The organism is Cohnella hashimotonis (genome assembly GCF_030014955.1).
Lineage (GTDB): Bacteria > Bacillota > Bacilli > Paenibacillales > Paenibacillaceae > Cohnella > Cohnella hashimotonis.
Genome location: NZ_JAGRPV010000001.1, coordinates 1295212 through 1309165, shown reverse-complemented (window position 1 = coordinate 1309165; position 13954 = coordinate 1295212). Strand labels below are relative to the sequence as shown.

General features: G+C 58.2%; 13 protein-coding genes. All 13 read right to left on the bottom strand.

What is annotated here, in order from left to right:
• Positions 1-68 precede the first annotated feature (68 nt).
• The 13 genes from KB449_RS05115 to KB449_RS05055 all read right to left on the bottom strand — a co-directional run bounded on the left by KB449_RS05115 (position 69) and on the right by KB449_RS05055 (position 13739).
• Positions 69-272: a YezD family protein gene (locus KB449_RS05115; protein ID WP_282907336.1), complete on the bottom strand. Its 204-nt coding sequence runs from the start codon at positions 270-272 to the stop codon at positions 69-71.
• Positions 273-374: 102 nt separating this feature from the next.
• Positions 375-1259: a sulfate ABC transporter permease subunit CysW gene (gene cysW, locus KB449_RS05110; protein ID WP_282907335.1), complete on the bottom strand. Its 885-nt coding sequence runs from the start codon at positions 1257-1259 to the stop codon at positions 375-377.
• Between the two features lie 12 nt (positions 1260-1271).
• The gene (gene cysT, locus KB449_RS05105) at positions 1272-2108 is read right to left on the bottom strand and encodes a sulfate ABC transporter permease subunit CysT (protein ID WP_282907334.1); all 837 of its coding nucleotides are present in this window, start codon (positions 2106-2108) and stop codon (positions 1272-1274) included.
• Positions 2109-2144: 36 nt separating this feature from the next.
• Complete coding sequence (locus KB449_RS05100) at positions 2145-3278, bottom strand: sulfate ABC transporter substrate-binding protein (protein WP_282907333.1); 1134 nt, start codon at positions 3276-3278, stop codon at positions 2145-2147.
• A gap of 247 nt (positions 3279-3525) precedes the next feature.
• Positions 3526-4473 carry an ATP-binding protein gene (locus tag KB449_RS05095; protein WP_282907332.1) on the bottom strand — a complete coding sequence of 316 codons (948 nt, stop codon included), beginning with the start codon at positions 4471-4473 and terminating at the stop codon, positions 3526-3528.
• A gap of 115 nt (positions 4474-4588) precedes the next feature.
• Entirely contained in the window at positions 4589-6094 is a 1506-nt protein-coding gene (locus KB449_RS05090; RefSeq protein ID WP_282907331.1) for a DnaD domain protein, read from the bottom strand.
• A 140-nt stretch (positions 6095-6234) separates the two neighbouring features.
• Complete coding sequence (locus tag KB449_RS05085) at positions 6235-6858, bottom strand: type 4a pilus biogenesis protein PilO (RefSeq protein WP_282907330.1); 624 nt, start codon at positions 6856-6858, stop codon at positions 6235-6237.
• Positions 6830-8341, bottom strand: a complete 1512-nt coding sequence (pilM, locus tag KB449_RS05080) for a pilus assembly protein PilM (protein ID WP_282907329.1) — start codon at positions 8339-8341, stop codon at positions 6830-6832. Before pilM ends, KB449_RS05085 begins: the two co-directional genes overlap by 29 nt.
• A gap of 18 nt (positions 8342-8359) precedes the next feature.
• On the bottom strand, positions 8360-9118 hold the full coding sequence (locus tag KB449_RS05075) for a prepilin peptidase (RefSeq protein WP_282907328.1): 759 nt from the start codon (positions 9116-9118) through the stop codon (positions 8360-8362).
• 72 nt (positions 9119-9190) lie between these two features.
• The gene (locus tag KB449_RS05070; protein WP_282907327.1) at positions 9191-9679 is read right to left on the bottom strand and encodes a type II secretion system protein; all 489 of its coding nucleotides are present in this window, start codon (positions 9677-9679) and stop codon (positions 9191-9193) included.
• A gap of 111 nt (positions 9680-9790) precedes the next feature.
• Positions 9791-10999, bottom strand: a complete 1209-nt coding sequence (locus KB449_RS05065; protein WP_282907326.1) for a type II secretion system F family protein — start codon at positions 10997-10999, stop codon at positions 9791-9793.
• Complete coding sequence (locus KB449_RS05060; RefSeq protein ID WP_282912742.1) at positions 10999-12042, bottom strand: type IV pilus twitching motility protein PilT; 1044 nt, start codon at positions 12040-12042, stop codon at positions 10999-11001. The genes KB449_RS05065 and KB449_RS05060 overlap by 1 nt, the downstream gene beginning before the upstream one ends.
• A gap of 29 nt (positions 12043-12071) precedes the next feature.
• Positions 12072-13739: a GspE/PulE family protein gene (locus tag KB449_RS05055; RefSeq protein ID WP_282907325.1), complete on the bottom strand. Its 1668-nt coding sequence runs from the start codon at positions 13737-13739 to the stop codon at positions 12072-12074.
• Between the last annotated feature and the right edge of the window lie 215 nt (positions 13740-13954).

Genomic DNA, 13954 nt, shown 5'->3' with positions numbered 1-13954 from the left:
TGGCCTTCCAAACATTCGAAAAGCAAAAGCGCCGGTACGCCGAGAGCGAGCTTACCTTTACATAACTGCTACTTCGCGGCCGCGCCGCCCTGCGGTACCTCGCGCACGCCGCGGCGCTCCGCCACCTCGTCGAAGCGCCGGCGCTCGGTGCGCTCGATCTGAACGATACGGCCGTCGTGCACGATGATCTGCACGTTGCCGTATTGAAGCCCTTCTACGGCTTCCGTGATGCGCTGAATCCAGCTATCGTTCAACTCCAACGGTTTTGCCATTTGGACGCCTCCTCGTGTTATCGTCTTAGATGACTTGAATAAATTGTAAATTATTGCGACGGACGCGGTCTTGCGTGCCCCGTCTAAATCCCGCTCACTGGCTTAGTGCGTGCGGCTGTTCGCCATTTTGTGCTCGATGATGCCTTTGATGATCAAGGTGACGATCGCCAGCGCCATGAGCAGCGACGCGACCGCGAACGATGCGGTGTACTGGTACTCGTTGTACAAAATCTCGATATGCAGCGGCAGCGTGTTCGTCTCGCCCCGAATATGGCCGGAGACGACCGATACGGCGCCGAACTCGCCCATCGCCCGGGCGTTGCAGAGGATGATGCCATACAGCAAACCCCACTTGATGTTAGGCAGCGTTACCTTGAAGAACACCCGCCAGCCCTTGGCGCCCAGACTGACCGCCGCTTCCTCGTCCTGCACGCCTTGCGTCTCCATGAGCGGGATCAGCTCGCGGGCGACGAACGGGAAGGTGACGAACATCGTCGCCAGGATGATGCCCGGCGTCGCGAACACGATCTTGTAATCGTGCTCCATCAGCCAGGGACCGATCAAGCCCTGCGCGCCAAACAGCAGAATGTAGACCAGGCCGGCGATAACCGGCGAGACGGCGAACGGCAGGTCGATCAGTGTGATAAGCAGGTTTTTGCCGCGAAATTTGAACTTCGTGATCGCCCAGGCCGCGGCTGCGCCGAACAGCGTGTTGAGCGGCACGGCGACCAACGCGACGGTAAGCGTCAGCCGAAGCGCCGAGATGGCGTCCGGATCGGAGATCGCTTCCGCGTAGGTTTCCCATCCTTTTCGGAACGCCTGGACGATGACCGTGAGCATCGGCAGCACGACGACGAGCCCGACGAAAAGGAGGGCGATCGAGATTAACAGAATGCGTACGCCGCGCGATTCGTTCAAATGCTTGGGACGAACGTCCGCAGGCAGCGGAGCTTGGGATACGACTGCAGCCGGTGAGGCTCCTGACATCGCGAGGCCTCCTTAACTCGTCCGCAGACGGCGGTTGGTCCACCGTTGCAGCGTATTGATGAGCAGCAGGAGCGCGAACGAGATAATCAGCAGCACCAGCGCGATCGCCGTCGCCTGGCTGTATTCGAACTGCTCGAGCTTCGTAATGATGAGCAGCGGCGTAATCTCGGTCTTCATCGGCATGTTGCCGGAGATAAATACGACCGAGCCGTACTCCCCGATCCCCCGCGAGAAGGCCAGGGCAAAGCCCGTGATGAGCGGCGGGATCAGCTCGGGCAGCAGCACCTTGCGAAATGTCCGCCAGCGGTGCGCGCCGAGAAGTGCGGCCGCTTCTTCCATGTCGTTTTCCAGGTCATGAAGCACCGGCTGCACGGTCCGCACGACGAACGGCAGACCGATGAAGATGAGCGCGACCGTGATCCCGAGCGGCGTATAAGCGACCTTAATGCCGAGCGGGTCCAACAGCGAACCGATCCAGCCGTTCGGCGCGTAGATCGATGTGAGCGCGATGCCCGCAACCGCCGTCGGCAGCGCGAAGGGCATGTCGATCAAGCCGTCGACGATCTTTTTTCCGGGGAAACGGTAGCGCACGAGCACCCAGGCGACGATGAGGCCGAAAACGACGTTGACCAGCGCGGCGAACAGGGAGGTCAGCAAGCTGACCCGGTACGAAGCGAGCACGCGCTCGCTCGTCACGGTATGCCAGAATTGCGGAAGCGTGAGACCCGCGGTCTTCACGATCAGCGCCGCCAGCGGGATGAGCACGATTAAGCTCAAGTACAGAATGGAGTAACCCATTGTAATCCGAAATCCGGGCAGAATTCGTTTTTCTTTGACCTGGGAAGCCATTGCGATCGTCCTTCCTCGCTGTCGGGTTAGGAGATATTAACCTTTGGTGTACACTTCGTCGAACGTACCGCCGTCGGCGAAGTGCTTTTTCTGAGCCTCGGTCCATCCTCCGAAATCCTTGTCGATCGTGAGCAGATTAAGCGTCGGGAATTGATCCTTGTACTTGTCGGCGACCTCTTGCAAACGAGGACGGTAGAAGTTCTGCGCTGCGATCTCTTGGCCTTCCGGGGTGTAGAGGTACTTCAGGTAAGCTTCGGCGACTTCGCGGGTACCGCGCTTGTCGGCGTTCTTGTCGACGACGGCGACCGGCGGCTCGGCCAGGATGCTGAGCGACGGCGTGACGATCTCGAACTCGTCGCCGTACTCCTTCTTGGCGAGATAAGCTTCGTTCTCCCAGGCAAGCAGCACATCGCCGATCTTGCGTTCTACGAACGTCGTCGTCGCGCCCCGAGCGCCGGTATCGAGCACGGGAACGTTAGCGAACAGCTTTTTCATGAAATCCTTGGTCTTCGCCTCGTCGTTGCCGTCCTGCTGCTGCGCGTAGCCCCACGCTGCGAGGTAGTTCCAACGCGCGCCGCCCGACGTCTTCGGATTCGGCGTGATGACCTGAACGCCTTCCTTGATCAGATCGTTCCAGTCCTTAAGACCCTTCGGATTGCCCTTGCGAACGAGGAAGACGATCGTCGACGTATATGGCGAGCTGTTCGATTCGAACGACTGCTGCCAATCTTTTTTGATCAGGCCGCTATCGGTGAGCGAATCGATGTCGTAGGCGAGCGCGAGCGTCACGACGTCCGCTTCGAGGCCGTCGAGCACCTTGCGCGCTTGCGCGCCGGAGCCGCCGTGCGACTGATTGATCTTGACCGTCTGGCCGGTTTCTTTCTTCCAATAATCTGCAAAGCTCTTGTTGAAAGCTTCGTACAGTTCGCGTGTCGGGTCGTAAGATACGTTCAGCAGCTCGATGGACTTCGGCTTGTCTGTGGCCGCAGCGGATGGCTCTGAGGAAGCCGTACCCGACGGCGATGCGGTTCCTGATGCGGATGAGGACGCGGACGCGCTGCCGGAGCTTGCGGCATTGTTGTTGTTGTTCGAGCCGCATGCGGACAGCAACGCGACGAACAGGGCAACGACGGCGAACGACATGATCTTTTTAGACGATTTCAATTTCATTTTCCAATCCCCCTCCGGTTATCCGGTAGCAATTCATATAATTCCTACCATTTCAATAGGTTTTAACAAATCATAGCAGGCCGGTGGGTTTAGTGTCAATAAGTATAATTTAATTCGCTTATAAGATTCATTGATAGATGGACACGAAAAACAAAAATAATCAATCGATGAAAATACAAAAAAAAAGCCGCGCAGCAATGCTGCGGGCTTGGATGATAAAAGGAATGCGGATTGCGTTATTGAGGGACTACCCTCGCTGATTGCGGCCTCGCACATGCACGACGTCTACGAACGGGCGGATCCGGTCCATCAGACGCTGGCCTTTATGAAGCTCCTCGCCTTCCTTGTGCGTGAAGCTGAAGTGGCGCTCCAGCGATTCGAGATCGTGATTGGAGGTGTAAAAGGTCGGCTTGCGGTTCATTCTGTGATTCAGGATCGCGCCGATCACATGATCTCTGACCCATGGGCTCAAGTTCTCTGCGCCGATATCGTCGAAAACGAGCAGATCTGTTTCCTTCATAAGCGTCATCGTTTCTTTGAGCTTTTGCGGTTCCATCATGAGCGCCTTGGCGTCCTCCACAAAGTCGGGCATGTAGACGATGACGCCTGTCTTGCCTTCCTTGGCGAGCTTGTGCAGCAGATAGGCGGCCATGTACGTCTTGCCGGTACCGAAGCTGCCCATCAGGTACAGCCCCTTCTTCTGCAAGCCGTCGGTTCGCGTCCGGTTCACATAAGCCAGCAGCTGCAAAACCGCGTCCTCCCGCTCGTCATCGAGATCGAGCATTTGTTCGGCCTCGTAGCTGTCGGCTTCGATGTCCACATTGCTGCTGAGACTGGTTATTCTGCGCCGGACCTGCTCCTGATGCTCGTTGGCCAGCCATCTCGCGCACGGCGTCTTCCCGTCGAACAACTGCCACTTGCCGTTCTGCTCCGCACAAGTAATCGACGTATAATGGCCTTGCATATCGTTGGGACAACGTTCGAGCCCCGGGCAGTTCCTGCAGCTCCGGTCCTCCTTGGCATACTGATACAGCTTGTTCAGGTTGATGCGGAGGGTCCGTTCTTCCAGACCGGGGTACCGGCGGCGAATCTGCATGACCAGCGGGTCGTTCAGCACCCGATGCGTAAGGCTGTCCAGGTCGCCGACACCCGGCGCGGCCTTCCAGCTGCGCAGCGCTTCTCCAAGCGACTCCATCGCGCTCCCTCCTTTCTATGGCAAGATAGTTCTCATTATGTCGGGCCAACAAGACGTTGGCGCATTCTTATTCAGCCGGGCCGGTGCCGATCACGCACCGAGCCGTATCAGCCACTCAGCTCTTATCCAGCTGCCGCGCGAGATCGCGCAGTCGCTGACGCTCCTCGGCGGACAGTGCCTTCGCCGGCCCTTTGTCCTCGACGACGGGCATGGACGGCTTGCGCGAACCCGATGTGCTTGCCCGGCTGCGCCCCGACGACGTCTTGCCTTTGCCGGCCGATGCGGGCTCGCTCTCGCCTCTGCGCCTGCGCTCGAGCGTATCGTTCAGCTTCTCCTGCTCGCGCACGTAGCGGACGGCTTTGTCATAGGAATCGATGCCTTTGGCAAGCATATTTGCAGCGACCGAATCGATGAAGCTCGCCGTCAGGCGCTGCGCATGGTTCGTGCCCAGCACGTAGTGGATCAGCACGTTAATGACCGCTTCGGGCAGCTTATAGTTCAAATCGATGCGCTCGAAAATACGCGCGAACACGTCAGGCACCGAGCCCGGGAAAAATCGCTCCAAAAACCGCGTGTACGGTTCGAGTATGAGCATTCGTCCGTATTCGTCTTTCGCGACCTGCTTGCTGAGTCGCTCCGGCACCTCGAACGGCGGGACCGCGTACAACGCTTCGTCCACCGCGGCGGAAGCCGCCTCATCCGAAGCGGGCTCTCCGATGCGCGACAGATAACGTTCGCGCTCTTCGCCGCGCTTGCGGCCTTGACGGTAGATCAGATTGGCCCGGGACTGCAACTCGTCCCAGTGGAGCGTCCCGTCAGACAGGAAGACGCCGTCTTCGTCCAGCAACCGGCTGATCTCGGGAAGCTCGAGGTCGAATTTGTACGCCAGAAAGTTGATCTGGGCCATCGACTCCGGCGCGCGATTCAGCCGCTCGACATGCATCCGGTTCGAAGAGCCTCGCGGGAACCGAAGCAGCAGCTCGCTGTGGCGCACGCGCTCCGGCTGGGATGCGCCGACTTCGCGAGCGGGCGCCGACTGCGTCAGCGACTGCTCCAGCTCCGGATCGATCTGCGCTGCATTAATGCGGAACAGCTCGTAAAACGGTACCGTGATCTCTTCGCGGTTCAGAAACCTCGCCAGCCCCGATGGGCTGCGCGGCGCGAGCGATTCGCGAAGCTCCATCAGCGCCGGCTTGCCGATGCGGTCCCTGAGCAGCAAGGACAGATGCAGGTTGGCAAAAAACTCACCTGGCGCGAGCGGCCGCTGCAGTACGTATTCATAAAGCGTCTCGTCCGCCGCCGGATCGTGCTGCCTGAACGTCTGCAGCAGGCCGATAGCCTCCAGCTTCGAAGCGCTCTCGACGAGCGACTGCCTGCCTGCCGTATTCGGCTCGATCCCCAGCCCGAGAAAAAGCCTGCGCTGTGCCTCCGGCTGCACGCAGCCCGTCTCGTCGTCGCCGAGATGATGGTAGAGCAACAGATATAAGCCGATAGAGAGGGCACCCGCCATCGGTTGATAAAGTTCGGCCAGCACGCGTCGCTCCAAGCCGCCGAGCGAGAAGTCCCGACAGGCGGTATAGCGATGATGCTCCGTAAATTCAAGCTTATTCGACACTCGCATACCGTATTCGACAACCTTTTTTCGTAGAGTGTCTCTCTATTGTAGCATATCCTTCGGTCCCGCTGACTCTGAAAAAAATGAAAAGAGGACGGAACGGGCCGGAGCTCCGCGGCGTCCCCTTCAGATAGGGAATCGAACATTTATTCTTTGTAGGGCAGCAGCTCTTCATCTACCAGATTGCGATAGGACGGATCGAAGTAGGCGGTAAAATTGACGTTTAGCGTCATCGCCTTGCCCAGATCCGCGGCTGCAGGCTTCGCGATTGCGAAATTGTCTACCGATACGAGACGCTCGAGCTTCTGCAAGGCGCCAACCCACTCCAGCAGCCGATCGTACGTGCCTTCGATGGCGACGGCCGTCTTGAGCTCGCCGACCGACGCATACGGCGTTTGCTCCCCGCCTAGCATACTTTGCAGCTGGTTGGTGTCGGATGCGCTAAAGGTCGCGTTGAGCAGCGCTACGCCTGTTGCCTGGCTGATTTTTTTCAAATCAAGCAGCATCTGTTCCGTATTGTCCGACAGCGGGAGCGCCTGTTGAACGGACGCGTCCGAGAGTTCAGCGCCCGCCGCACTGCCCTCGGCGGCCTTTTTCGTGAGTAAGTCCGATTGGCTGCGAAGACTCGCGATCTGGTCGCGCTGATCTGACAGCTCCGAGTTAAGCGGCATCTGCTTGTACACGACAAACATCAGCAGGAGCAGAAAAAGCAGGACGACGCCGATAAGGCTCAACGATCGTTTATTGAGCTGCGTCTGCAGTCCCGTCATTTCCTTCTCCTCCTTCCGGCTTCTTCATATCGAGCGAATAAATCGCCGTTTTGGAGGCGACAACGACCGGACCTTCTCCGGCAGGGCTCTGCGCGACCGATTGCAGCTGCGCAGACGCGGCGAACGACATATGCTTCAGATCGAACAGATAGCGGGACGCGCTATCGAAATCCGACACTTGAACGGTCAGCCCGATCTGGCCCAAGCTGCTGTAACTGACGCTCTGCAGCCTGCTGCCCGAGGGCAGCTTGCCTTCTAGTTCAGTAAGTATAGCTACTGCGTCACGGCGATTACCGCGAATGTCCTCGATCACCTTGAGCGGATTCGTCTGCCCGGATTGCTGGCTGTTTTGCGCCTCGAGGCCGCTCTGCAGCAGCGCGATCTGATCGTTCAGCTGCGAGATCGTCGTTTCTCCGGCTTTAAGCTCCGACTTGTTGTCGAAATAATAATAGGAAACCGCCCCAACCGCCAGTACCCATACGGCCAGCGATGCCGCCAGAATAACCGGATACAGCCGCGCCTCCCGGTCGATGCGAGGCATGAGGTTAATCCGCTGCTTGTCCTGATGCCACAGCGCGAGACCGACCGCAACGCGGTTGTCATCGGCGCTATAGGTGTGTTGCGTTGCATATGTGTCAAAGGAAAACGCCCGAATGTTCACTTCCGGCTGCGACTGCTGCAATACCGCAAGCAGCTGATTCCGGCCCTGATCCGAACCGACGATAAGCGCCTCGGTAATCCGGGCGTTGCCCTCGTGGATGCTGAACTGGTAGAAATTGAGCATCCGCGCGATCTCTGCGGTCAGCTCGGACAGCTGGCCCTCGCTCAAGACGCCGTCCATGTCGCTTTGTCCGTAAAGCGCGATCGTCTTCAGGAAGACCGGGTGTCCGCCATGGAACATATAAATCTCGAGCGCGCTCGCGTCCAGATTGACCAGCATCGTCTCCCCGAATTTCTCGTCCTGAAGCTCCCGGATCGCGCGCGCCAGCGCTGTCGCCGACAGCTCGATGCCGGATACTTTCAAACCTGCGCCTTCCACCATGTCCGTATAGGACTGGATCAATTGTCTGGATGCGGCAAACACGAGTACATTCGTGCTCTCCGCTTCCGTGCCGAGCTTGATAAAGTCGTGCACGGGATCCTCGAACGGCAGGTGCAGCGTGGTCTCCACTTCGAGCGCCACGAGCCCCGCGAGATCTCTGTCGCTGGTGCTCTGGATGCGCAGGCGGCGAACGATGACATGCGACGTCGGAAAAGAAAGCGTTACGGATTGGCCCTGCAGCTTTTCCTTTCTGATCCAGTCCGTCAGGAGGCTGCGCGCCTCCGTATAGTCCGAGATCCGGTCTTCTTCAAAAAGGCCGGGAGGCAGCGGCAGCACGCTGACGCGCTCGATCTCCCAGGTCTTTTTTTTCTTCAGTTTAACGAGTCTTGCCCCGGACGGATCCAGGGTCAGGCCGATGGTCTTGGCGCCCGATCCGAACATTTGTGAGTCACGCCCCGTTCAGGTAAATAAAGATAAATAATAATCGATCACGTCACTGCCGTAGCCGTAAGCAAGACATGCGCCCAGCGCCAGGAAAGGTCCGAACGGTATCGGCTGCTTGCGTTTTACGATGCCGGTTGCGAGCAGCGCGCCGCCGACCAGCGTACCGGCCAGACAAGCAGCGACGAGCGCCACGACCGTATTCGGCAGTCCGACGACAAAGCCTAGCACCGCGAACAGCTTGACGTCCCCGAGCCCCATCCCGCCTTTCGAGACAATCACGACGAGCAGCAGGACACCGCCGCCGGCTGCCGCGCCGAGCAGATGACTCCACCAAGGGATGTCGTATGGGAGCAAAAGGCAGGCTGCAATTAGAAGCGGTGCGAAGAATAGCAGCACCTTGTTCGGAATGAGCATCGTCGCCAGATCCGACACGGTCACGATGACGCAGAGGCTGACGAGCAGCAGCCCAATGATCGCTGCCGGGCTCCAACCGAAGCTGGCATATACCCAGACAAACAGCAGCCCCGTCGCGGCTTCGCCGAGCGGATACAGCGGCGATACCTGCGCCTTGCAATGGCGGCATCGGCCGCGCGACAGCAGCCAGCTCGCGATCGGGATGAGATCGCGGCCTTTGAGCCGTGTCCCGCATCGCGGACAGCGCGACGGCGGCGAGACGATAGACTCGCCAGCAGGCACGCGCAGCGCCACGACGTTGTAAAACGAACCGAGCACCGCGCCGTGCGCGAACAGGTATATATATAGAAGAATCGTCATGATGGCGATAGTCGCTTTCGAGGTTAGTTAGAGAAAAGGAACCGGTGGGGCCGGTTCCTTTAATTTTATAAGTTACTTCTTCACGCCTGTTCCTTCACCCTTAATTACATCGGCACCTGCAAACTCCCAAGTTTCTTCTTTAGTTCCAGTTCCCGCTACAATCGTTACTTTATCTAACTGCCCGCTCGTAAATGTCAGCGTACCACCAACTATCTTTTCTTTACTACTTGGAAGAACAATGTCTGCATCCAAATAACCATTGACAATTAACCCTTTTTCAGTAATTACACCAGAAGAATTCTTAGTACCAACAATTTTAATGGTATCTGGAAATACTCCGGCCTCTTCAGAAGTTACGTATAATCTAGCTGCGTCATAGATTTGACGAGCAGTAGCAATATCCGAATCTTTCTTCGACTTATTAATAATGTTTCCGATCAACGGCACAGCAATCGCCGCAATAACCGCCAGAATCACGATTACCGCCAAAAGCTCGATCAGCGTAAAACCCTTTTGATCTTCCTTCGCCTTGCCGAGACGCTTCATTACAGCCGTTCTCATTTCCAATCCCTCCGCTTTTCATTCATTTTATAAAATCTATATGTTCTAGCGCCTGATGACGCATGGACAACTTTTTTCTGCAATCTTTCAAACGTCTTCCCACAACTCGCATCAACCCATCTGCCCATACAGCGTAAACATAGGCAGCATGATCGCCGCGACGATGGTTCCGACGAGCGCCGCGAGGAAGACGATCAGCAGCGGTTCGAGCAGCGACTTGAGCCGGTCGACGGTGTTCTCGACGTCCATCTCGTAGAAGTCGGCGACCTTCTCCAGCATCTGGTCGAGCGCGCCGGTCTCTTCGCCGATGGAGATCATCTGGGTGACCATCGGGGGAAATACCCACGATTGCTTAAGCGGCTCGGACAACGGATTGCCCTGACGGAGCGAATCCGCGGACTTGCGGATGTAACCACCGATGACGACGTTGTTGACGAGGTCCTCGACGATCTGCAGCGATTGGAGAACCGGCACCGAGCTCGCATACAGCGAGGACAGCGTGCGGGTCAGCTGCGCGATCGCGCCCTTTTGCGCCAGCTTGCCGAAGATCGGCACCTTCAGTTTGCCGTAGTCGATCCAGTACCGTCCGTTGCCAGTACGCTTGGCTACCTGATAAGCGACGACAAGCGCGATCGCGCCGAGCAGCCACAGGTACCATTGATGCTCGATCGACTTGCTGAGCGCGAGCACCATGAGCGTGATCGCCGGTAGCTTCGCGTTCATCGATTCGAACATCGTCACGAACTGCGGCACGACCGCCTTCAGCAGGTAGACGACCGCGCCGATCGCCAGCACGCCGACGACAAGCGGATACGTCATCGCCGACTTGATTTTTTCCCTGGTGACATGCTGCTTCTCCAGGAACTTGGCCAGCCGCTCCAGCGTGCCTTCGATATCGCCCGTCTCTTCGCCCGCGCGAATCATGCTGAGGAAGATGGCGGGAAAAATCTTCTTGTGTTCGCCGGCCGACTGAGAGAACGACACGCCCCTCAACAGCCCCGTGTGCACGTCCAGCAGCGCTTTTTTGAGCGGTTTGCTCTCGGTCTGCTCGGCCAGGATGGCCGTCGCCTCGACGATGCTGACGCCTGCGCGCATGAGCGTGGCGAACTGCCGGCAATAGATAATGAAGTGCTGGTGCTTGACCGGATTGCCGATGTAAATGTCCGTGTTGAGAAAGGTCCTCTTCTGCTCGTTGAGGGAGAGAACGACGAGGTTGCGCTTGCGCAGCTCGTCCATCGCCGCCGACTTGCTCGAGGCCGACAGCTTGCCCTTGATCTGCCGTCCGGTCTGACTGCGAACCTGATAGAGAAAATCCGCCATCAGAGCACACCCGACTCAGCCAGATAAGCCCGTGCGTACGCCGGCTCCACGGCACCTGCCTGAAGCAGCTCCTTGATCGAGTTCTCCAGCGTATGCATGCCAAGCTGTCTGCCGGTCTGCATGACGCTCTTGATCTGATGGATCTTCTCCGTACGGATCAAGTTCGCTACCGCCGGCGTATTGACCAGAATCTCCGTGGCGCAGGCTCTGCCCCGGTTCTGCGTACGCGGCAGCAGCCGCTGCGAGATAACGGCGACGAGCACCGCCGCGAGCTGGGCGCGAATCTGTCCCTGCTGATGGCCGGGGAACGCGTCGATGATCCGGTCGATCGTCTGCGGCGCATCGGTCGTGTGCAGCGTCGCGAACACGAGATGCCCGGTCTCTGCGGCAGTCACTGCGGCTGAGATCGTCTCCAAGTCCCGCATTTCTCCGACGAGGATGACGTCAGGATCTTGCCGCAGCGCGGCGCGGAGCCCGTTGGCGAAGCTCTTCGTGTCGCTGCCGACCTCGCGCTGATCGATGATCGACGAGCCGTGACCGTGCAAGTACTCGATCGGGTCCTCCAGCGTCACGATGTGCTTTTTCTCGTGTGTGTTGATGTACTTGATCATCGCGGCCAGCGTCGAGGACTTGCCTGAGCCGGTCGGGCCGGTGACCAAGATCAACCCTTGGGGCTTGGCGGCGAGCGTGCTCAAAATCTGCGGCAGCTGCAGCTGTTCGAGCGTCGGAATCTGCGTCGGAATCGTCCGCACCGCGATGCTGACCTTGCCACGTTGGCGGTAGGCGTTCACCCGATAGCGCGACAATCCCTCGAGTTCATAGGAAAAGTCGATTTCGCCGGCTCGCTCGAAGCGCTCCGTCTGCTCCTCGTCGATCAGCGCTCTCGCCATATCCGCCGCCTCTTCAGCCGTTACCTTATCTTCGCCGACCGGCTGCAGTTTGCCGTTCACCCGCAGGATCGGGGGCGAATCGACCGAGATATGCAGGTCGGACGCGCCGGCCTCGTGCGCCGCCCGCAGCAAGTCTAGCATGCGGCTCTTCATCACTGCTGTCATCGTTTGTTCCCCTCTCGCTAATAGGCGACGGTCTCGCGGATTACTTCCTGAAGCGTCGTGATGCCGCCGAGCACCTTGGCGAAGCCGTCGTCCATCAGGGTGATCATACCTTGCTCCGCCGCAGCGTTTCTAAGCTCTTCAACAGTTGCATTTTCCGAGACCATCCGGCGGAGCGTGTCGTTCATGCCCAGCACTTCGTGAATGGCGACGCGTCCCCGGTAGCCCGTCTTGTTGCAGTTGCCGCAGCCTCTGCCCGCGTAGAGCTTGTCCACCTGCAAGCCGCGTCCTCTGAGCAGCATCGTCTCCTGCTCGGTCGGCGTCTGCTCGGCCTTGCATTCCGGACAGATGCGGCGCACGAGACGCTGGGCGACGACCCCGATCAGCGACGAAGCGACGAGATACGGCTCGACGCCCATGTCGCGCAGCCGGGTCACCGTGCTGATCGCGTCGTTGGTGTGCAGCGTGGACAGCACGAGATGGCCCGTGAGGGAAGCGCGAATCGCAATCTCCGCCGTCTCCGTATCCCGGATCTCGCCGACCATGACAATGTTCGGGTCCTGACGCAGGATGGAGCGCAGGCCGGCCGCGAAAGTCAAACCAATCGTCGGGTTGACGTGAACCTGGTTGATGCCCTCTAGTTGATACTCGACCGGATCTTCGACGGTGATGATATTGGCGGATTCCTGGTTCAAATGGTTAAGCGCCGAGTAAAGCGTCGTCGTCTTGCCGCTGCCGGTCGGTCCGGTGATGAGCAAGATGCCGTAAGGGCGTTCGATCATTTCCCGGAAAATAGCCTGATTGCGTTTTCCGAATCCGAGCAGGTCGATCGACTTCACCCCGGTGCTGAGATCGAGGAGCCGCAGCACGATTTTTTCCCCGTGAATTGTCGGCAGCGCGGACACCCGGATATCGATCGTACGGTTGTCGAACGTCATCTTCATGCGTCCGTCCTGGGGCAGGCGCCGCTCGGCGATATTCAATCTGGCCATGATCTTGAGACGAGCGGTGATAAAGCCCTGCATTTGCTTGGGAATCGTCCGCTCCGTCCGCAGCACGCCGTCCAGCCGGTAACGGATCGATACGCTCGCCTCGCCCGGATCGACGTGAATGTCCGATACCCGCAGCTGCATCGCTTGCTGGATCATCTGGTTGACCAGTCGCACGACGGGAGAATCCTCGTTGGTAATCTCCGTCTCGCGGATCTCTTCCTGCGTCGTGGGCAGCTCGCCCATGATCTGGCTCATCGAGTCCTGCAAGCCGTAGTGACGGGCGATCGCTCGATTGAGCTCGTCCCGGCTCGTGATGGCGGGCTCGATGCGGAATCCCGTGCTCATCCGCATTTCTTCGATCGCAAAGTAATCGAGCGGATCCGCCATCGCGACGAGCAGCTTGCCGCCTTCCTTTTGGATCGGGATCGCCTGATATCGACGCGCCAGCGCTTCGGGAAGAATCTGCGTGATGGATGGCTCGATCTGGTATTTGAAGAGGCTGACATGCGGGATGCCGAGCTGGAACTCGAGCACTTCGATCAGCTGCTGTTCGTTGATGTACCCCTGCGTGATGAGCAGGTCTCCCAGCTTCTGCTTGGTCTTGCGCTGCTCCTGGAGCGCTTCCTGAAGCTGCGCCTCGGAGATGATCTGGCTCTCGACCAGCAAGTCTCCCAATCTCTTCTTCACGATCGCCAACCCGGTCACCCCAAACCATAGTCCTATAGTCCTGCATTTATATGTGTTAAACGCATGTAAATTTCCAGTGAAATAAATGATACTTACCGACAGTTTTCCAATTTTTTTCTCAGAAGGATTATATATCGCCGCATAATGAAAAGACAAGCAGCATTTTGTGCCATAATAACCCAAATAACGACACAAAAATTGTTCAGTTTTTTTTCAGAAGAATA

Excerpts from the sequence above, each read along its gene's own strand:
- KB449_RS05115 (WP_282907336.1), bottom strand. The coding sequence starts at position 272 with ATGGCAAAACCGTTGGAGTTGAACGATAGCTGGATTCAGCGCATCACG.
- cysW (WP_282907335.1), bottom strand. The coding sequence starts at position 1,259 with ATGTCAGGAGCCTCACCGGCTGCAGTCGTATCCCAAGCTCCGCTGCCT.
- cysT (WP_282907334.1), bottom strand. The coding sequence starts at position 2,108 with ATGGCTTCCCAGGTCAAAGAAAAACGAATTCTGCCCGGATTTCGGATT.
- KB449_RS05100 (WP_282907333.1), bottom strand. The coding sequence starts at position 3,278 with ATGAAATTGAAATCGTCTAAAAAGATCATGTCGTTCGCCGTCGTTGCC.
- KB449_RS05095 (WP_282907332.1), bottom strand. The coding sequence starts at position 4,473 with ATGGAGTCGCTTGGAGAAGCGCTGCGCAGCTGGAAGGCCGCGCCGGGT.
- KB449_RS05090 (WP_282907331.1), bottom strand. The coding sequence starts at position 6,094 with ATGCGAGTGTCGAATAAGCTTGAATTTACGGAGCATCATCGCTATACC.
- KB449_RS05085 (WP_282907330.1), bottom strand. The coding sequence starts at position 6,858 with ATGACGGGACTGCAGACGCAGCTCAATAAACGATCGTTGAGCCTTATC.
- pilM (WP_282907329.1), bottom strand. The coding sequence starts at position 8,341 with ATGTTCGGATCGGGCGCCAAGACCATCGGCCTGACCCTGGATCCGTCC.
- KB449_RS05075 (WP_282907328.1), bottom strand. The coding sequence starts at position 9,118 with ATGACGATTCTTCTATATATATACCTGTTCGCGCACGGCGCGGTGCTC.
- KB449_RS05070 (WP_282907327.1), bottom strand. The coding sequence starts at position 9,679 with ATGAGAACGGCTGTAATGAAGCGTCTCGGCAAGGCGAAGGAAGATCAA.
- KB449_RS05065 (WP_282907326.1), bottom strand. The coding sequence starts at position 10,999 with ATGGCGGATTTTCTCTATCAGGTTCGCAGTCAGACCGGACGGCAGATC.
- KB449_RS05060 (WP_282912742.1), bottom strand. The coding sequence starts at position 12,042 with ATGAAGAGCCGCATGCTAGACTTGCTGCGGGCGGCGCACGAGGCCGGC.